19 protein-coding genes are annotated in these 18,164 nt (G+C 71.7%); 15 read left to right on the top strand and 4 right to left on the bottom strand.

Annotated elements, in window-relative coordinates:
- Positions 1-119 precede the first annotated feature (119 nt).
- Both ADK64_RS26045 and ADK64_RS26040 read left to right on the top strand, forming a co-directional pair.
- Entirely contained in the window at positions 120-1,079 is a 960-nt protein-coding gene (locus tag ADK64_RS26045) for a GlxA family transcriptional regulator (RefSeq protein WP_053662507.1), read from the top strand.
- Positions 1,080-1,101: 22 nt separating this feature from the next.
- A complete protein-coding gene (locus tag ADK64_RS26040) occupies positions 1,102-1,737 on the top strand; it encodes a DJ-1/PfpI family protein (RefSeq protein WP_053662505.1) in 636 nt (211 codons plus the stop codon).
- On the opposite strand, the gene ADK64_RS26035 is transcribed toward ADK64_RS26040, so the two are convergent.
- Positions 1,724-2,497: an enoyl-CoA hydratase/isomerase family protein gene (locus ADK64_RS26035; protein ID WP_053662503.1), complete on the bottom strand. Its 774-nt coding sequence runs from the start codon at positions 2,495-2,497 to the stop codon at positions 1,724-1,726. The two genes, ADK64_RS26040 and ADK64_RS26035, sit on opposite strands and share 14 nt — an antisense overlap.
- 98 nt (positions 2,498-2,595) lie before the next feature.
- On the opposite strand from ADK64_RS26035, the gene ADK64_RS26030 reads away from it, so the two are divergent.
- Both ADK64_RS26030 and ADK64_RS26025 read left to right on the top strand, forming a co-directional pair.
- The gene (locus ADK64_RS26030) at positions 2,596-3,195 is read left to right on the top strand and encodes an HdeD family acid-resistance protein (protein WP_053662501.1); all 600 of its coding nucleotides are present in this window, start codon (positions 2,596-2,598) and stop codon (positions 3,193-3,195) included.
- Between the two features lie 175 nt (positions 3,196-3,370).
- Positions 3,371-3,859, top strand: a complete 489-nt coding sequence (locus ADK64_RS26025) for an ATP-binding protein (RefSeq protein ID WP_053662808.1) — start codon at positions 3,371-3,373, stop codon at positions 3,857-3,859.
- Between the two features lie 23 nt (positions 3,860-3,882).
- Here ADK64_RS26025 and idi read toward each other — a convergent pair whose 3' ends face one another.
- The 3 genes from idi to galE all read right to left on the bottom strand — a co-directional run bounded on the left by idi (position 3,883) and on the right by galE (position 6,852).
- The gene (gene idi, locus ADK64_RS26020; RefSeq protein ID WP_053662499.1) at positions 3,883-4,476 is read right to left on the bottom strand and encodes an isopentenyl-diphosphate Delta-isomerase; all 594 of its coding nucleotides are present in this window, start codon (positions 4,474-4,476) and stop codon (positions 3,883-3,885) included.
- Positions 4,477-4,651: 175 nt separating this feature from the next.
- Positions 4,652-5,593: a cation diffusion facilitator family transporter gene (locus ADK64_RS26015; protein WP_053662497.1), complete on the bottom strand. Its 942-nt coding sequence runs from the start codon at positions 5,591-5,593 to the stop codon at positions 4,652-4,654.
- Positions 5,594-5,880: 287 nt separating this feature from the next.
- Positions 5,881-6,852: a UDP-glucose 4-epimerase GalE gene (gene galE, locus ADK64_RS26010; protein ID WP_053662495.1), complete on the bottom strand. Its 972-nt coding sequence runs from the start codon at positions 6,850-6,852 to the stop codon at positions 5,881-5,883.
- A 398-nt stretch (positions 6,853-7,250) separates the two neighbouring features.
- Between galE and ADK64_RS26005 the strand changes: the two genes are divergently transcribed.
- From ADK64_RS26005 to hpnE, 11 genes are all read left to right on the top strand, one after another.
- Positions 7,251-9,050, top strand: coding sequence for a DUF5941 domain-containing protein (locus tag ADK64_RS26005; protein WP_053662492.1), 1,800 nt, complete (start codon positions 7,251-7,253; stop codon positions 9,048-9,050).
- Positions 9,047-9,799 carry a sugar phosphate nucleotidyltransferase gene (locus ADK64_RS26000; protein WP_053662491.1) on the top strand — a complete coding sequence of 251 codons (753 nt, stop codon included), beginning with the start codon at positions 9,047-9,049 and terminating at the stop codon, positions 9,797-9,799. Before ADK64_RS26005 ends, ADK64_RS26000 begins: the two co-directional genes overlap by 4 nt.
- Positions 9,787-10,848, top strand: a complete 1,062-nt coding sequence (locus tag ADK64_RS25995; protein ID WP_053662489.1) for an iron-containing alcohol dehydrogenase family protein — start codon at positions 9,787-9,789, stop codon at positions 10,846-10,848. The genes ADK64_RS26000 and ADK64_RS25995 overlap by 13 nt, the downstream gene beginning before the upstream one ends.
- On the top strand, positions 10,826-11,605 hold the full coding sequence (locus ADK64_RS25990; RefSeq protein WP_078992832.1) for a CDP-alcohol phosphatidyltransferase family protein: 780 nt from the start codon (positions 10,826-10,828) through the stop codon (positions 11,603-11,605). Before ADK64_RS25995 ends, ADK64_RS25990 begins: the two co-directional genes overlap by 23 nt.
- 32 nt (positions 11,606-11,637) lie before the next feature.
- Complete coding sequence (locus ADK64_RS25985) at positions 11,638-12,483, top strand: glycosyltransferase family 2 protein (protein ID WP_053662806.1); 846 nt, start codon at positions 11,638-11,640, stop codon at positions 12,481-12,483.
- A 91-nt stretch (positions 12,484-12,574) separates the two neighbouring features.
- On the top strand, positions 12,575-13,504 hold the full coding sequence (locus ADK64_RS25980) for an ABC transporter permease (protein ID WP_053662484.1): 930 nt from the start codon (positions 12,575-12,577) through the stop codon (positions 13,502-13,504).
- Complete coding sequence (locus ADK64_RS25975) at positions 13,497-14,288, top strand: ABC transporter ATP-binding protein (RefSeq protein ID WP_234384704.1); 792 nt, start codon at positions 13,497-13,499, stop codon at positions 14,286-14,288. The genes ADK64_RS25980 and ADK64_RS25975 overlap by 8 nt, the downstream gene beginning before the upstream one ends.
- Positions 14,289-14,649: 361 nt before the next feature.
- The gene (gene hpnC, locus ADK64_RS25970) at positions 14,650-15,546 is read left to right on the top strand and encodes a squalene synthase HpnC (RefSeq protein WP_053662482.1); all 897 of its coding nucleotides are present in this window, start codon (positions 14,650-14,652) and stop codon (positions 15,544-15,546) included.
- Complete coding sequence (hpnD, locus tag ADK64_RS25965; protein ID WP_053662480.1) at positions 15,543-16,505, top strand: presqualene diphosphate synthase HpnD; 963 nt, start codon at positions 15,543-15,545, stop codon at positions 16,503-16,505. The genes hpnC and hpnD overlap by 4 nt, the downstream gene beginning before the upstream one ends.
- On the top strand, positions 16,505-16,675 hold the full coding sequence (locus tag ADK64_RS49110; protein WP_420713038.1) for a DUF6380 family protein: 171 nt from the start codon (positions 16,505-16,507) through the stop codon (positions 16,673-16,675). The genes hpnD and ADK64_RS49110 overlap by 1 nt, the downstream gene beginning before the upstream one ends.
- Positions 16,672-18,108 (top strand): hydroxysqualene dehydroxylase HpnE, encoded by a 1,437-nt coding sequence (gene hpnE / locus ADK64_RS25960; protein ID WP_053662474.1) that lies wholly within the window; start codon positions 16,672-16,674, stop codon positions 18,106-18,108. Before ADK64_RS49110 ends, hpnE begins: the two co-directional genes overlap by 4 nt.
- Positions 18,109-18,164: the final 56 nt, after the last annotated feature.

Here is an 18,164-nt window from a genome sequence, read left to right as displayed (position 1 = left end):
GGGCGGCCCACCGGCGGGCCGTCGTTGCGCACGCAGGACCCGTCCGCCGATCGGGTCGTGGCAGAAAAGGTGGGAAAGTTGTCATTGCAGCCATGACCCGGGCGGCGAAGAATCGAGGCATGCCGCAGCGCACGCTCCTCTTCGTCCTCTTCGACGGCGTCCAGAGCCTCGACGTCACCGGCCCGCTCGAGGTGTTCGCCGGCGCCGAGAACCACACGCCCGGGACGTACCGGATCCACACGGCCTCCCTGGACGGCGGACCGGTCCGCACCTCCAGCGGACTGACCCTCGTACCCGACGAGGCGCTCCCCGCGGCACCCGACCCGCACACCCTGCTGGTCCCCGGCGGCCAGGGCACCCGGGCCCCCGACCCGCGGCTGATCGAGTGGCTGCGTGCCCACGGCCCGCGGGCCCGGCGGCTGCTCTCCGTGTGCACCGGAGCGGCCCTGCTCGCCGCGGCCGGGCTGCTCGACGGCCGCCGGGCGACGACGCACTGGGCCTACTGCGACAAGCTCGCCCGGGACCACCCGGCCGTCACCGTGGAACCCGAGCCCATCTACGTCCGTGACGGAGACGTCGCCACCTCGGCCGGGGTGACCTCCGGCATCGACCTGGCTCTCGCGCTGGTCGAGGAGGACCTGGACCGGGACGTCGCGCTCGACGTCGCCCGGCATCTGGTGGTCTTCCTGCGCCGGCCCGGCAACCAGGCGCAGTTCAGCGCCCAGCTGGCGGCGCAGACCGCGCAGCGCGCGCCCCTGCGGGAGGTCCAGCGGTGGATCGCCGAGCACCCGGCCGGCGATCTGACCGTCGAATCGCTCGCCGACCGGGCCCGGCTGTCACCGCGCCACTTCGCGCGCGCCTTCCGCGAGGAGACCGGTGTGACCCCCGGCCGCTACGTCGACCGGGTCCGGCTCGAACACGCCCGCCGCCTGCTGGAGGACACCGCCGACGGCATCGAGGAGGTCTCCCGCGCCAGCGGCTACGGCACGCCCGAGGCCATGCGCCGCGCCTTCCTCCGCGCGCTCGGCGCAGCCCCCGCGGAATACCGCAGACGCTTCCACCCGGCCTCCGCCCACTGAACGCCTCCCCGAGGAGACCCGCATGCAGATCGCCCTGGTCGTCTACGACCGCTTCACCGCCCTGGACGTCGTGGGGCCCTACGAGATCCTCAGCCGGCTGCCGGACGCACGGCTCACCTTCGTCGCCGAGCGGCCCGGCCCCGTGCGCGCCGACACCGGCTTCCTCGCCCTCACCGCCGACCGGGCCCTCGACGAGATGCCGAGCCCCGACCTCCTGGTGGTCCCCGGCGGCCCCGGTACGACGGACCAGCTGGAGAACCCGGTCCTGCTGGACTGGCTGCGCGCGGCCGACGCGACGAGCACCTGGACCACCTCGGTCTGCACGGGCTCGCTGCTGCTCGCCGCCGCGGGTCTGCTGCGCGGCCGGCGTGCGACCAGCCACTGGATCGCCCTCGACGTGTTGAAGCGGTACGGCGCCGAACCGACGGGGGAGCGGGTCGTGACCGACGGCAAGTACGTCACCGCCGCCGGGGTCTCCTCCGGCATCGACATGGCGCTCGCCCTGACCGGCCGGATCGCGGGCGACGAACACGCCCAGGCCGTCCAGCTGTTGACCGAGTACGACCCCCAGCCGCCCTACGACGCCGGTTCCCCGGACAAGGCGCCCGCGCACCTGGTCGAGGAGTTCCGGGCGGGCAGCCGGTTCAGCCGGACGTAGCCACCCGCTGCGGCGCGGCCACGCTCCAGGTGAAGCAGGGCCGCCGGCGCTCCAGGAACGCGGCGACCCCTTCCGCGGTGTCGGGGTTGTCGCGGGCCTGCTCCGCCCAGTGGGCGTCCCGGTCCGTCCGGCCGCCCGTGAACTCCTTCGCGGCGGCCTGGGTGAGCTGTGAGCGGGAGACCAGGACGCCGGTCAACTCCGCGATCCGCTCGTCCAGTCCGCCGTCCGGCAGCACCTCGTCCACGAGCCCGGTGCGCAGCGCCCGCCCGGAGTCGATCAACGCGGCCGTGAACAGCAGGTACTTGGCGGCGGACGGGCCCACCAGCGACATCAGCCGGCGGGTCGAGGACGCGGGGTAGACGATGCCGAGCCGCGCCGGCGTCACCCCGAACAGCGCGCCCTCCTCGGCCAGTCGCAGATCACAGGCCGCGGCGAGCTGCACCCCACCGCCCACACAGTGCCCGCGCACCGCGGCGACGGTCGGCTTGGGAAACGCGGCCAGCGCCTCCTCGGCCGCCACCGCGAGCCCCTTCGCCTCCTCCGGCGACCCCTGGAGCGTGCTGATGTCCGCACCCGCGCAGAAGGTCCCGCCCTCCCCGGTCAGCACCACCGCCCGCACCTCGGGGTCGCACGCGAACGCGTCCAGGAGCGGCGGCAGCGCCCGCCACATCGCGGCGGTCATGGCGTTGCGCTTGGCCGGGTGACTGATGACGACGGTGGCGACAGCGCCTTCGACGCGGTGCGACAGCTGGGGCTCCATGGCCGGGATGGTATGCGCCCGCACCGGCGTTACCGAACCCCACCCTGAGGGAAAAATAGGAAGAAGCTCAGTAAAAGGGGGCCGCGAGGGAGGCTGTGATGGCCAGAGCCGGCAAGCGGAAGGACAAGGCGAGGTCAGTACGCCGCGGCTTCGGCTGGCTCGCGGGGCTCGGTGTGGTCCTCGTCCTCGCCGGGCTCGTCGGACTCGTCTACACCGGGGTCGCCACGCTGACGTCGATGCTGCTGTTCGGCTGGCTGCTGCTGATCGGCGGGGTCGTCGGCCTGCTGCACGCGATCCAGGCCCGCGGCACCAGCTTCTTCTGGCTGGGCGTCGTGGTCGCCGCCCTGAACATCGCGGCCGGTGTCGTCGTCATCCGGCTGCCCCACGCGGCGGCCGCCGCCCTCACCATGTTCGCCGCCCTGCTGTTCCTCTCCGCGGGCCTGTTCCGGCTGGTCGGCAGTATCGTCGTGCGCGGCCCCCAGTTCGGCTGGACGCTGCTCCTCGGCGCCTTCGACCTGCTGCTCGGGATCCTGGTCCTCGGCCACTGGCCGAGCAGCAGCCAGTACGTCATCGGCGCCTTCTTCTCCCTCGCCCTGCTCTTCGACGGCCTCGGCCTCGTGGCCACCGGCTACGGCGGGCGCCGTGTCGTCGGGCTCGTCTCGGGGGAGGGCGGGCCCAAACCCGTACAACCCGAATAGTTCGCGAACCGGCGTCCGGGGGACAGGAAACAGTCCTACACGTGACCGTGTCATACGCACTCGGTCACGAAGCGCTCGATACTCGCTGACTTGTGTTCAGACATGCGGACCGGAGCGCATCGTTACCAACACTCGACGTGTGGTGACAATCGAGCGCGAGGGTGGCGACCGGACGATGGACAACCACGGGCGCGGAGACGATCTGCGCCCAGCGGGAGGCGCCGAGCGGCCGCCTGATCCACTTCCGTACGAGGGCGTCTGGCGGTTCACCGCCGCCGCGGTGGACGCCTCGGTCCCGCAGGCCCGGCACGCCGTCCGGGACCTGCTGCTGCGTCAGGGCGTACCGGTCTCCGACGACCTGGCCTACGGCCTGCTGCTGATCGTCTCCGAACTGGTCACCAACGCGGTCCGGCACGCGGCGCTGCTGTCGCCGATGCTGGCCGTGGAGGTCGCCGTCGGAGCCGAGTGGGTGCGGGTGTCCGTGGAGGACAACCATCCCTACCGGCCGACCGCTCTGGAGGCCGACCACGGCCAGACCGGCGGCCGGGGCCTGCTGCTGGTCCGTGAGGTGGCCCAGGAGGCGGGCGGCGCGGTCGACGTGGAGCACACCGCGAGCGGCGGCAAGGTGATCTGGGCCGCCCTGCCGCTCAAGCCCACGCGATGAGCCGCGTCACGTCGTAGAACCGCTCACCAGCCCGCGGAGGGGCCGGTCAGCTCCCTGATCGCCGGGCGGGCGGCGTCCAGTACGGTCATGAACCAGGCCGAGAACGGGTCACGGGCATGCCGCTCCGCCAGCTCGGCCGCCGTCACGAAGGCCGCTTGGGCGACCTCCTCCTCGTCCGGCGCGAGCGGCGCCTGCACGAGGCCGACGAACAGATGGTTGAACTCCTGCTCGACCAGGCCCGAGGCCGGGTCCGGGTGGTTGTAGCGGACCGTGCCCGCCTCGGCGAGCAGCGAGGGGGACACACCCAGCTCCTCGTACGTCCGCCGGGCCGCCGCCGCGAACGGCGCCTCGCCGGGGTAGGGGTGGCCGCAGCAGGTGTTGGACCATACACCGGGGGAGTGGTACTTGCCGAGCGCCCGCTGCTGGAGCAGCAGCCGGCCCTGCTCGTCGAAGAGGAAGACCGAGAACGCGCGGTGCAGCCGGCCCGGCGGCTGGTGGGCGGCGAGCTTCTCCGCCGTACCGATCGTCACACCTTTCTCGTCGACCAGTTCCAGCAAAATCGCCTCTGCGGTGCCGTTCGACGAGCTGTGCGTCGCGGTGGCAGGTGTGATCGGCATACCCATCCTTCGCCTCGTTCTTCGCACCCCAAGTCTGCCGTACCAATCCGGCACTCCCGGCACTTCCCCGCACGTCCGCGCGCGGCGCCGTACCGGGACGGGGACCCGGTAGATCATCGTGCCCTGCGCCCGTCACCGGGAACCGCCCGCAGGGGGCGAACACCTGTGCGTGCCGTCAGTGGCACAGCCGTGCCTCGTGCTCCGCGTGCCCGCCCGGTTCCAACTGGAAGGTGCAGTGCTCCACGTCGAAGTGATCACCGAGACAGCCCTGCAGCTCGTGCAGCATCTTCTCGTGGCCGATGGCGCTCAGCACCTCCGAGCTGACCACCACGTGCGCCGACAGCACCGGCATGCCGGAGGTGATCGTCCAGGCGTGCAGATCGTGGACGCCCTCCACGCCGTCGAGCGCCAGGATGTGCGACCGCACCTGGGTCATGTCGACGTTCTTCGGGGCCGCCTCCAGCAGCACGTCCAGCGTCTCGCGCAGCAGCTTCACCGTCCTCGGCACGATCATCAGCCCGATGACCAGCGAGGCGACCGGGTCGGCGGCCTGCCAGCCGGTGGTCAGGATCACCGTCGCCGAGATCAGGACCGCGACCGAGCCCAGTGCGTCGGCGGCGACCTCCAGGAAGGCGCCGCGCACGTTCAGGCTCTCCTTCTGCCCGCGCATCAGCAGGGTCAGCGAGACCGAGTTCGCGACCAGGCCGATCAGACCGAACACGATCATCAGGCCGCCGCGCGTCTCCGCGGGCGCGACGAACCGCTGGACCGCCTCGTACAGCACGTAGCCGCCGACGCCGAGCAGCAGCAGACAGTTGGCCAGGGCGGCGAGGATCTCCGCGCGGGCGTAGCCGAAGGTGCGGGTGGTGCTCGGCGGGCGGTTCGCGAAGTGGATCGCGAGCAGGGCCATGCCGAGGCCCACCGCGTCCGTCGCCATGTGCGCCGCGTCCGCGATCAGCGCGAGCGAGTCCGCGAGCAGGCCTCCGGCGATCTCGACGACCATGATCGTCAAAGTGATGCCCAGCGCGATCCGCAGCCGCCCGCGGTACGCCGCCGCGGCCGTACCCGTGGCCGGCGCGTGGCTGTGCGCGTGCCCGTGGTCGTGCCCTGCCCCCATGAAGAACCGCCCTTCCAGTGCCCTCGCCGGTCCGTCCGGCACGCCCAGTGAACTACGGGTGGGGGGTATGGGGCAACGCGGCACTGAACACCGTTGTCATGTGCTCTGACCTGCGGAAACGTTCCGCAGGTCAGGGCGTTGCGGGTTCTCGGCGGGCGGCGCAGGGAGGGGGCGCGGGGGTTGCTCGTGGGCCAGGCCGCCGGGCGTGTTCGGGACCGGGCCGTCAGGGGGCTCGCCGGGTCGGCCGTCGGGAGGCTTGTCGGATGGGCGGCCGGGCGCCTTCGGGGTCAGTCGGCGTGGTGCGACCGCCAGCCTTCCCAGGCCGAGGTGACCATCTCGTGCACTCCGCGGCGGGCCCGCCAGTCCAGTTCCTTCGCGGCCCGCTCGGCCGAGGCGACCGCGCGTGGCGCGTCGCCGGGCCGGCGTTCCTCCACCACCGGGTCACGGCGGTCCCCGGTGACCTCGCCGATGACCGTGATCAGCTCCCGCACCGAGACGCCCTCGCCGCGCCCGATGTTCAGCGTCAGGTCCCCGGACGGGCTCGCGTCGGCGAGCCGCCGTGCCGCCGCGAGGTGGGCCTCGGCGAGATCGGCCACGTGGATGTAGTCCCGCACACAGGTGCCGTCCGGTGTCGGATAGTCGGCGCCGAAGATCCGCGGAGCCTCGTTGCGGGTGAGCCGGTCGAAGACCATCGGCACGATGTTGAACACCCCCGTGTCCGCCAGCTCCGGCGCCGCCGCGCCCGCCACGTTGAAGTAGCGCAGGCACACCGTGGAGATCCCGTGCGCCCGGCCCGCCGCCCGTACCAGCCACTCTCCGGCCAGCTTGGTCTCGCCGTAGGGGTTCACCGGCGCACACGGGGTGTCCTCGGTGATCAGGTCCACGTCCGGGTTGCCGTACACGGCCGCCGACGAGGAGAACAGCAGCCGTCGGATCCCGGCCCCGGCGACCGCGTCCAGCAGCGTGGCGAGGCCGCCCACGTTCTCCCGGTAGTAGCGGGTGGGCTCGGCCACCGACTCGGCGACCTGTTTGCGTGCCGCGAGATGGACGACACCTGTGACGTCGTGCTCCGCGAAGACCCGCCCCAGCAGCTCGCCGTCCAGCGTCGAGCCCCGGACGAGCGGCACCTGCGCCGGGAGCCGTTCGGGCACCGCCGCCGACAGGTCGTCCAGCGCCACGACGCTCTCCCCGGCGCCGGCCATGGCCCGTGCCACATGCGCCCCGATGTATCCGGCTCCGCCGGTGATCAGCCACGTCATGGTCGCCCAGCCTAAGCCGACCTGCCGACCTGCCGACCTGCCGACCTGCCGACCTGCCGACCTGCCGACCTGCCGACCTGCCGACCTGCCGACCCGGCCGTCGCCGGATGCGGCCGGGTGCCGTGTGCGCACGCCGGGGCCCAGGGGTGAGGCCCGGGCGACCCGCGGGTGTCCCGGTTGCCCGGGTCTGCGCCGACGGTTTGTGGGGCGGGCCCCGGATCCCCGATGATGATCGCGGCGAAGGCCGGGGCAGCCGCCGTGGGCCGTGCCGTGAACGGCCGGTGAACACGGGCTCCGAACCATCGGATAGCCTCTGCCGACACCCGGGTGCCGCAGGCAGGCGCCCCACCACGCAAGCGAACGGCGCCCGTGCGCCGGCACCCAGGGAGTGAGTTCGGTTGTCGACCGCCATCGTCACCGGTCAGCCGGTCCCCGGATCGACGCTAGAGAACGATCTGCGGTCCCTCGGCTACGACATCCAGGTGGCGGCGGACGCCTCCGCGGCCGAGACCCTGCTCGCCGCCGTGCCCGCCGGTGAGCGCGTGGCCCTGGTCGACGCCCGCTTCGTCGGCCACCCGCACGCCCTGCGCCTCGGCCTCACCGACCCGCGCTTTCCGGTCTCCGCCGTCCCCGGCGCCGTCACCGCCCAGCCGGCCGCCCGGCAGGCACTGACCCGGGCCGTGGCCCGCGAGACCTCCGCGGGCGGGGGTACGGCGGTCGCGGTAGACAGCCTCGCCGACCGCATCGTCGCCTCTCTCGACGCCGACGGCAGCGCGGTGCACCGGCCCGAGCTGGGCAGCCTGGTCGCCGCCGTCCCCGCCGACCCGCAGGCCCGCAACGAGGCCCGGCAGGCCGTCGCCGCCGTCGACGACGAGGCCGTACGCCTGAAGTCGGCCGTGAAGTCCCGCGACGGCTTCTTCACCACGTTCTTCATCAGCCCCTACTCGCGCTACCTCGCCCGCTGGTGCGCCCGCCGCGGCCTGACCCCGAACCAGGTCACCACCGCCTCGCTGCTCACCGCCCTGATCGCGGCGGGCTGCGCGGCGACCGGCACCCGGGCCGGCTTCGTCGCGGCCGGCGTGCTGCTGATCGCGTCCTTCGTGCTGGACTGCACCGACGGCCAGCTCGCCCGTTACGCCCTGAAGTACTCCACGCTCGGCGCCTGGCTGGACGCCACCTTCGACCGGGCCAAGGAGTACGCCTACTACGCCGGCCTCGCGCTCGGAGCGGCCCGGGGCGGCGACGACGTATGGGCGCTGGCGCTCGGCGCGATGATCCTGCAGACCTGCCGGCACGTGGTCGACTTCTCCTTCAACGAGGCCAACCACGACGCCACCGCCAACACCAGCCCCACCGCCGCGCTCTCCGACAAGCTCGACAGCGTCGGCTGGACGGTGTGGGTGCGGCGGATGATCGTGCTGCCCATCGGCGAGCGCTGGGCGATGATCGCGGTCCTCACCGCGGTCACGACCCCGCGGATCACCTTCTACGTGCTGCTCATCGGCTGCGCCTTCGCGGCGACGTACACCACCGCCGGCCGGGTGCTGCGCTCCCTGACCCGCAAGGCGCGCCGCACCGACCGGGCCGCCCGGGCGCTCGCGGACCTCGCCGACTCCGGCCCGCTCAGCGAGGCCGTGCGGCGCGTGGCGAAGCGGGGCCTGCCCGGCCTGGCCGTACCCGCCGTCGCCTTCCTCGGCGGCGCCGCGGTCGTCGCCTGCTCCGCCCTCACCGGATTCGGCTCGGTACTGCCGGTGATCGGCGCCCTGATCTACGTCCTGACCTCGGCACTCGCCGTCGCCCGCCCGCTCAAGGGCGCCCTCGACTGGCTGCTCCCGCCCTTCTTCCGGGCCGCCGAGTACGGCACGGTCCTGGCGCTCGCAGGCAAGGCGGGGGTGAACGGAGCACTTCCGGCGGCTTTCGGCCTGGTGGCCGCCGTCGCCTACCATCACTACGACACGGTGTACCGCATCCGCGGTGACGCCGGAGCACCGCCGGCCTGGCTGGTGCGCGTCATCGGGGGACACGAGGGGCGGACACTGCTCGTCGCCGTCCTGGCCGCGGTGCTCACCGCCTCGCAGTTCACCGTCGCGCTCACGGTCCTCGCCGTGGCCGTCGCCCTCGTGGTGCTCGCCGAGAGCATCCGCTTCTGGGTGTCCGCAGGGGCGCCCGCCGTACACGATGAAGGAGAACCCGCATGATCGGCCTCGTGCTGGCGGCCGGCGCCGGACGCCGTCTGCGCCCCTACACCGACACCCTGCCCAAGGCGCTGGTGCCGGTGGGGCCCGAGGGCGTAGAGGGCGAACCGACGGTCCTGGACCTGACCCTCGGCAACTTCGCCGAGATCGGCCTGACCGAGGTCGCGGTCATCGTCGGCTACCGCAAGGAGGCCGTGTACGAGCGCCAGGCGGCGCTGGAGGCGAAGTACGGCCTCAAGCTCACCCTCATCGACAACGACAAGGCCGAGGAGTGGAACAACGCCTACTCCCTGTGGTGCGGCCGTGACGCCCTCAAGGACGGCGTGATCCTCGCCAACGGCGACACCGTGCACCCGGTCTCCGTCGAGAAGACCCTGCTCGCCGCGCGCGGCGAGGGCAAGAAGATCATCCTCGCCCTCGACACCGTGAAGTCCCTCGCGGACGAGGAGATGAAGGTCGTCGTCGACGCCGGGAAGGGCATGACGAAGATCACCAAGCTGATGGACCCCGCCGAGGCCACCGGCGAGTACATCGGCGTCACCCTGATCGAGGGCGACGCCGCCGCCGAGCTGGGCGACGCGCTGAAGACGGTCTGGGAGACCGACCCGCAGCAGTTCTACGAGCACGGCTACCAGGAGCTGGTCGACCGCGGCTTCCGGATCGACGTGGCGCCGATCGGCGACGTCCAGTGGGTCGAGATCGACAACCACGACGACCTCGCCAAGGGACGGGAGATCGCGTGCCGCTACTGACCAGGCTGATTCCGTCGCCGGTCGTCGTGGACATCCGCCCGGGTGCCCTGGACGACCTGGCCGGGGTACTCGCCGACGAGCGCATCGCGCAGTCCGGCCGCCTCGCCATCGCCGTCAGCGGCGGCTCCGGCGCGAAGCTGCGCGAGCGCATCGCCCCCTCGCTGCCGGGCGCCACCTGGTACGAGGTCGGCGGCGGCACCCTCGACGACGCCATCCGGCTGGCCGGAGAGATGAAATCCGGCCACTACGACGCCGTGGTCGGGCTCGGCGGCGGCAAGATCATCGACTGTGCCAAGTTCGCCTCGGCCCGCGTCGGCCTCCCCCTGGTCGCCGTACCGACGAACCTCGCGCACGACGGTCTGTGCTCGCCGGTCGCCACCCTCGACAACGACGCCGGGCGCGGCTCCTACGGCGTGCCGAACCCGATCGCGGTCGTCATCGACCTGGACGTGATCCGCGAGGCCCCGGCCCGTTTCGTCCGGGCCGGCATCGGCGACGCGATCTCCAACGTCAACGCGGTCGCGGACTGGGAGCTGTCGAACCGGGTCACCGGCGAGAAGATCGACGGTCTCGCGGCGGCCATGGCCCGCCAGGCCGGCGAGGCGGTCCTGCGCCACCCCGGCGGCATCGGCGACAACGACTTCCTCCAGGTCCTCGCCGAGGCGCTGGTCCTCACCGGTATCTCGATGTCGATCTCCGGCGACTCCCGGCCCGCCTCGGGCTCCTGCCACGAGATCAACCACGCCTTCGACCTGCTGTTCCCCAAGCGGGCGGCCGCCCACGGCGAACAGTGCGGACTCGGCGCGGCCTTCGCGATGTATCTGCGCGGGGCCCACGAGGAGGCGGTCCACACGGCCGAGGTGCTGCGCCGGCACGGGCTTCCGGTGCTGCCGGAGGAGATCGGTTTCACGGTGGACGAGTTCGTCCGTGCCGTGGAGTTCGCTCCCGAGACCAGGCCCGGTCGCTACACGATCATCGAACACCTCGCCCTCAAGCCGAACCAGATCAAGGACATCTACGTCGACTATGTCAAGGCCATCGGTAGCTGAACTCCGTCCGGTCGTCCACCCCGCCGGGGTGAAGGACCGGCGCAGCGGTGAGCACTGGGCGGGACGCCTCTACATGCGCGAGGTGTCCCTGCGCATCGACCGCTATCTGGTCAACACCAGGGTCACGCCCAACCAGCTCACGTACCTGATGACCGTCTGCGGTGTGCTCGCTGCCCCGGCCCTGCTGGTGCCGGGGATCTGGGGCGCCGTGCTCGGCGTGGTGGCCACCCAGCTGTATCTGCTGCTGGACTGCGTCGACGGCGAGATCGCCCGCTGGAAGAAGCAGTACTCGCTCGGCGGGGTCTATCTGGACCGGGTCGGCGCCTATCTGACCGACGCGGCCGTCCTGGTGGGCCTCGGCCTGCGCGCCGCCGACCTGTGGGGCAGCGGCCGTATCGACTGGCTGTGGGCCTTCCTCGGCACCCTGGCCGCGCTCGGCGCGATCCTGATCAAGGCCGAGACGGACCTGGTCGGCGTCGCCCGCCACCAGACCGGCAAGCCGCCGGTCCAGGAGGCCGCCTCCGAGCCGCGCTCCTCCGGCATGGCGCTGGCCCGCCGGGCCGCCTCCGCGCTGAAGTTCCACCGGCTGATCCTCGGTATCGAGGCCTCGCTGCTGATCGTCGTTCTCGCGATCGCCGACCAGATCCGCGGCGACCTGTTCTTCACCCGGCTCGGTACGGCCGTCCTCGCCGGTATCGCGCTGCTGCAGACCCTGCTGCACCTGGTCTCCATCCTCGCCTCCAGCAGGCTGAAGTGAGTGCCGTGAAGGTCGGCGCCGTCATCATCACCATGGGCAACCGGCCAGACGAGCTGCGGGCCCTGCTCGACTCGGTCGCCAAGCAGGACGGCGACCGGGTCGAGGTGGTCGTCGTCGGCAACGGCTCGCCCGTCCCGGACGTCCCCGAGGGCGTCCGGACCATAGAACTGCCCGAGAACCTGGGCATCCCCGGCGGCCGCAACGTCGGCATAGAGGCCTTCGGGCCCAGCGGCCGCGATGTCGACATAGTGCTCTTCCTCGACGACGACGGTCTGCTCGCCCGCCACGACACCGCCCAGCTGTGCCGCGAGGCGTTCGAGGCCGACCCGGAGCTCGGCATCATCAGCTTCCGCATCGCCGACCCCGAGACCGGCGAGACCCAGCGCCGCCACGTGCCGCGGCTGCGCGCCTCCGACCCGATGCGCTCCTCGCGGGTCACCACCTTCCTGGGCGGCGCCAACGCCGTGCGCACCCGCGTCTTCGCCGAGGTCGGCGGGCTGCCGGACGAGTTCTTCTACGCCCACGAGGAGACCGATCTGGCCTGGCGGGCCCTGGACGCCGGCTGGATGATCGACTACCGGTCGGACATGGTCCTGTACCACCCGACGACCGCGCCCTCGCGGCACGCGGTCTACCACCGCATGGTCGCCCGCAACCGTGTCTGGCTGGCCCGCCGCAACCTCCCCGCGCTCCTGGTCCCCGTCTACCTCGGGGTCTGGCTGCTGCTGACCCTGCTGCGCCGCCCGTCCGCACCCGCCCTCAAGGCCTGGTTCGGCGGCTTCCGGGAGGGCTGGGCGACCTCGTGCGGCCCGCGCCGCCCGATGCGCTGGCGCACGGTGTGGCGGCTGACCCGGCTGGGCCGTCCCCCGGTGATCTGACGACCCGGCTGGGCCGACTCCGGGTGATCTGAGAAGCTTCTCTTACCCGAAGAGAGCAAGCTTCTTACCAAGAGAGTCCGGATTTCCACTCGTGAGTCACACAACGCATGACGCCGGTGTCGCGGTGAACGCGATACCGGCGCCCGACGAGGGACTGCCGGCCGCGCAGCTGGCCGCCAAGTACGGGCTCGCCGTGAGCGGCGCCCGTCCCTCGCTCGCCGAGTACGTCCGTCAGCTGTGGGGCAGGCGCCACTTCGTCCTCGCCTTCTCGCAGGCGAAGCTGACGGCGCAGTACAGCCAGGCCAAGCTCGGCCAGCTGTGGCAGGTGGCGACGCCGCTGCTGAACGCGGGCGTGTACTACTTCATCTTCGGCGTCATCCTGCACGCGAGCCGCGGTCTGTCCCAGGACGTGTACATCCCGTTCCTGGTCACGGGCGTCTTCGTCTTCACCTTCACGCAGAGCTCGGTCATGTCGGGCGTCCGTGCCATCTCCGGCAACCTGGGCCTGGTGCGCGCCCTGCACTTCCCGCGCGCCTCGCTGCCCATCTCCTTCTCGCTCCAGCAGCTCCAGCAACTGCTCTTCTCGATGATCGTGATGTTCGTCGTGGCGATCGGGTTCGGCAGCTATCCGAGCCCTGCCTGGCTGCTGATCGTGCCTGTCCTGGTGCTGCAGTTCCTGTTCAACACCGGGCTCGCGCTGATCGTGGCCCGCCTGGGCGCGAAGACGCCGGACCTCGCCCAGCTGATGCCGTTCGTCCTGCGCACCTGGATGTACACCTCCGGCGTGATGTTCTCCATCAGCAAGATCATGGAGGGCCGCTCCGAGCTGGCGGTCCGGCTGCTCCAGGTCAACCCGGCCGCGGTCTACATGGACCTGATGCGCTACGCGCTGATCGACGGCTACGGCGCATCGAACCTGCCGCCGCACGTGTGGGCGATCGCGCTGTTCTGGGCCGTCGTCGTCTTCGTCGGCGGTTTCGTGTTCTTCTGGAAGGCGGAGGAGAGGTACGGCCGTGGCTGAGCAGCTGGGTACACAGGGCACGGGCGAGCGCCGCCCCACCGTCATCGCGGACGACCTGCACATCGTCTACCGCGTCAACGGCGCCAAGACCGGCAAGGGCAGCGCGACGGCGGCACTGAGCCGGATCGTCAAGCGTGGCGCGGAGCGGGGCGTGCGCAAGGTGCACGCCGTGCGTGGGGTGTCCTTCGTCGCCTACCGCGGCGAGGCCGTCGGCCTGATCGGCTCCAACGGCTCCGGCAAGTCGACCCTGCTGCGTGCCATCGCCGGCCTGCTGCCCGCGGAACGGGGCAAGGTCTACACCGACGGCCAGCCCTCGCTGCTGGGGGTCAACGCGGCCCTGATGAACGACCTCACCGGCGAGCGCAACGTCATCCTGGGTGGTCTCGCCATGGGTATGTCCCGGGAGCAGATCAAGGAGCGCTACCAGGAGATCGTCGACTTCTCGGGCATCAACGAGAAGGGCGACTTCATCACCCTGCCGATGCGGACGTACTCCTCCGGTATGGCCGCCCGGCTGCGCTTCTCCATCGCGGCCGCCAAGGACCACGACGTCCTCATGATCGACGAGGCCCTCGCCACCGGTGACCGCAAGTTCCAGATGCGCTCGGAGGAGCGCATCCGGGAGCTGCGCAAGGACGCCGGAACGGTCTTTCTGGTCAGCCACAACAACAAGTCCATCCGTGACACCTGCGACCGCGTCCTGTGGCTGGAGCGCGGCGAGCTGCGGATGGACGGGCCGACCGAAGAGGTGCTCAGGGAGTACGAGAAGTTCACGGGGAAGTAGCCTGTTTTCGGCCAGGGTCCGGCCGGCGTCCCTCCGGCCGGACTCCGCTCCCGCAAAGGAAATGTCAACTCCGGCTTGCGCAAGGAATCTTGACGCCAATCGGTGTGTTGTTGTGATGTGCAGGACACCCCGACGAACCTCGCTGCGTTGTACAACGTAAGCTGTACCGGTGCCGGAAAGCGGCAAGTGGGGCGATAATGCGCGACACCCTGCGCCGGGGCGACCCTGTGAATTACCGGGCGGCGTGTCCGAAATAGTGTGTATTGGATCGGCAGTGTAGAACGGGAGATGTGACGGCAATGGCTACGGAAACTCCCCAGCTCAACGCAGCATGTGCCGTCTCCGCCCCGGGCAGCGAGCGATGACGGCCACCGACACGGCGCCCGACCTGGAACGCGCCACCCTGGACAAGGCCGCGAGCGAGAACTTCCCCGTGGCCCCCTTCTTCCTGCCCCGGGCCTGGCGCGACGACCTCATGGCCGTCTACGGCTTCGCCCGCCTCGTGGACGACATCGGTGACGGCGACCTCACCCCCGGCGGCGCCGACGCCCGCCAGCTCGGCGTGTCGCCGGCCGACGCGGAGGACCGCCTGGTCCTCCTCGACGCCTTCGAGGCCGACCTGCGCCGCGTCTTCGACGGCACTCCCGGCCACCCGCTGCTGCGCCGCCTCCAGCCCACCGTCCGCCGCCGCGCCCTGACCCCCGAGCCCTTCCTCGGCCTGATCGCCGCCAACCGCCAGGACCAGCTCGTCTCCCGGTACGAGACCTACGACGACCTCCTCGCCTACTGCGAACTGTCGGCCAATCCCGTCGGCCGCCTCGTCCTCGGCGTCACCGGCACCTCGACCCCCGAGCGGATCCGTCTCTCCGACGCGATCTGCACCGCCCTGCAGATCGTCGAACACCTCCAGGACGTCGCCGAGGACCTCGGCCGTGACCGGATCTACCTCCCGGCCGAGGACATGAAGCGCTTTCACGTCCAGGAAGCGGATCTTGGCGTGAAATCCGCGGGCGCATCGGTGCGCGCCCTGGTTGCATACGAAGCACAACGCGCCCGCGATCTGCTGAATGAAGGCGCCCCCCTGGTGGGTAGCGTCCACGGCAGGTTGAAGCTGTTGCTCGCAGGGTTCGTGGCGGGGGGAAGGGCGGCGATCCGCGCGATCGCCGCCGCCGAATACGACGTACTTCCCGGCCCGCCCAGACCCGGCAAGGTCCAGTTGCTGCGCGAGGCGGGCGTGATCCTGCGAGGAGAGGGGTGATCCGGACCGTGGAGTCTCCGTCGCACGTGTCCGCGCCGGTGCTCGCCGCCTACAGCTACTGTGAGGCCGTCACCGGACAGCAGGCCCGTAACTTCGCGTACGGTATCCGGCTGCTGCCCACGCCCAAGCGCCGCGCCATGTCGGCGCTGTACGCCTTTTCCCGGCGCGTGGACGACATCGGCGACGGCGAGCTGCCCGGCGAGACCAAGCTGACCCGCCTGGAGGACACCAGGGCGCTGCTCGCCCGGGTCCACGCGGGCGAGGTCGAGGAGGACGACACCGACCCGGTGGCCGTCGCCCTCGCCCACGCCGCGCGCGCCTTCCCGATCCCGCTCGACGGCCTGGACGAGCTGATCGACGGCGTCCAGATGGACGTACGCGGGGAGACCTACGAGACCTGGGACGACCTGAAGGTCTACTGCCGGTGTGTCGCCGGTGCCATCGGCCGTCTCTCGCTCGGCGTGTTCGGCACCGAACCGGGCGCGCGCGGCGCCGAGCGCGCCCCCGAGTACGCCGACACCCTCGGTCTCGCCCTGCAGCTCACCAACATCCTCAGAGACGTCCGCGAGGACGCCCAGGGCGGCCGTACGTATCTGCCGGCCGACGATCTGGCCAAGTTCGGCTGTTCGGCCGGGTTCAACGGGCCGACGCCACCGGAGGGCTCCGACTTCGCGGGCCTCGTGCACTTCGAGGTACGACGGGCCCGCGCCCTTTTCGCCGAGGGCTACCGGCTGCTCCCCATGCTCGACCGGCGCAGCGGCGCGTGCGTGGCCGCCATGGCCGGTATCTACCGCCGGCTGCTGGACCGCATCGAGCGCGATCCCGAGGCGGTGCTGCGCGGCCGGGTCTCGCTGCCCGGACGCGAGAAGGCCTACGTCGCCGTGCGCGGTCTGTCCGGGCTCGACACCCGGAATGCGACCCGCCATGTCGCGCCGCGATCCGTCAGGAGGCGCGCCTGATGGATCTCACCGAACCAGGAGCCGAGCCGGGAGACATCCGACAGGCAACCCTTTGCTCCGGCGTGGCGTCCCTGACTGGGACGGCTCACCGTGGACCGTTCAACCAGCACGCTGAGCAGGCCTGTCACGGTACTGCCCGCCCAGCGCTCGCACGGAAGGACGCACGATGAGCGACGGCTCGCGCCCCGCACAGGCGCACGCTGACCTCGCGGGGGCCGAGGGCGCGGCCGACCGCAGCGCCGTCGTGGTCGGCGGCGGGCTCGCCGGCGTCACCGCCGCGCTCGCGCTCGCGGACGCGGGTGTGCGCGTCACCCTGCTCGAAGGCAGGCCGAGGCTGGGCGGCCTGGCCTTCTCCTTCCAGCGAGGCGAGCTGACCGTCGACAACGGCCAGCACGTGTACCTGCGATGCTGCACCGCCTACCGCTGGTTCCTCGACCGGATCGAGGGCGCGGCACTGGCCCCGCTGCAGGACCGCCTCGACGTGCCCGTCGTCGACGTCGCCAGACCCGAAGGACGACGGCTCGGCAGACTGCGGCGCGACGCACTGCCCGTCCCCCTCCATCTGGGGCGCAGCCTGGCCACGTATCCGCATCTCTCGCTCGCCGAGCGTGCTGCCGTCGGACGGGCCGCGCTCGCGCTCAAGGGGCTCGACCTCGCCGATCCGACCCTGGACACGCAGGACTTCGGCAGCTGGCTGGCCGCACACGGCCAGTCGGCGCGTGCCATCGAGGCCCTGTGGGACCTGGTCGGGGTCGCCACCCTCAACGCGGTCGCGGGCGACGCCTCGCTGGGGCTCGCCGCGATGGTGTTCAAGACCGGTCTGCTGTCCGACCCGGGCGCGGCCGACATCGGCTGGGCCCATGTCCCGCTGGGCGAACTGCACGACCGGCTGGCCCGCAAGGCGCTCGACTCCGCGGGCGTGCGTACCGAGGTCCGTACACGCGTCACCTCCGTCTCTACCAACGAGAACGGGACCTGGAGCGTTCAGGTTCCCGGTGAGACGCTGCAAACCGACGCGGTCGTCCTCGCCGTACCCCAGCGCGAGGCGCACGACCTGCTGCCGTCCGGCGCCCTCGACGCCCCCGAGCAGCTGCTCCGTATCGGCACCGCGCCGATCCTCAACGTGCACGTCGTCTACGACCGCAAGGTGCTGGCGCGTCCCTTCTTCGCGGCCCTCGGCACCCCCGTGCAGTGGGTCTTCGACCGCACGGACGCCTCGGGGCTCGCCGAGGGGCAGTACCTGGCGCTTTCGCAGTCGGCCGCGCAGGACGAGATCGACGCCCCGGTCGCCACGCTCCGCGAGCGCTATCTGCCCGAGCTTCGGCGTCTGGTCCCGGGCACCCGCGGCGCGGTGGTACGGGACTTCTTCGTGACCCGGGAGCGCACGGCGACGTTCGCCCCCACCCCCGGCGTCGGGCGGCTGCGGCCCGGCGCCCGCACCAAGGCCCCCGGCCTGTACCTGGCCGGAGCGTGGACCGCCACAGGGTGGCCCGCGACCATGGAGAGTGCGGTCCGCAGTGGAGTGAGCGCGGCCGACGCCGCGCTGAGCGCCCTGGGCCGGCCCCGCCCCCACCGTCTCTTCGCGTTCGAGGAGGCGGCGTGATGCTCGGCCACAGGGCAGGCCCCCGCACCCCCGGTACCGCAACAAGAGGAGAGACT

It is taken from the genome of Streptomyces sp. MMG1121 (assembly GCF_001280015.1).
Lineage (GTDB): Bacteria > Actinomycetota > Actinomycetes > Streptomycetales > Streptomycetaceae > Streptomyces.
The sequence above is the reverse complement of the archived record's forward strand: the minus strand, read 5'-3'. Positions and strand labels throughout refer to the sequence as shown.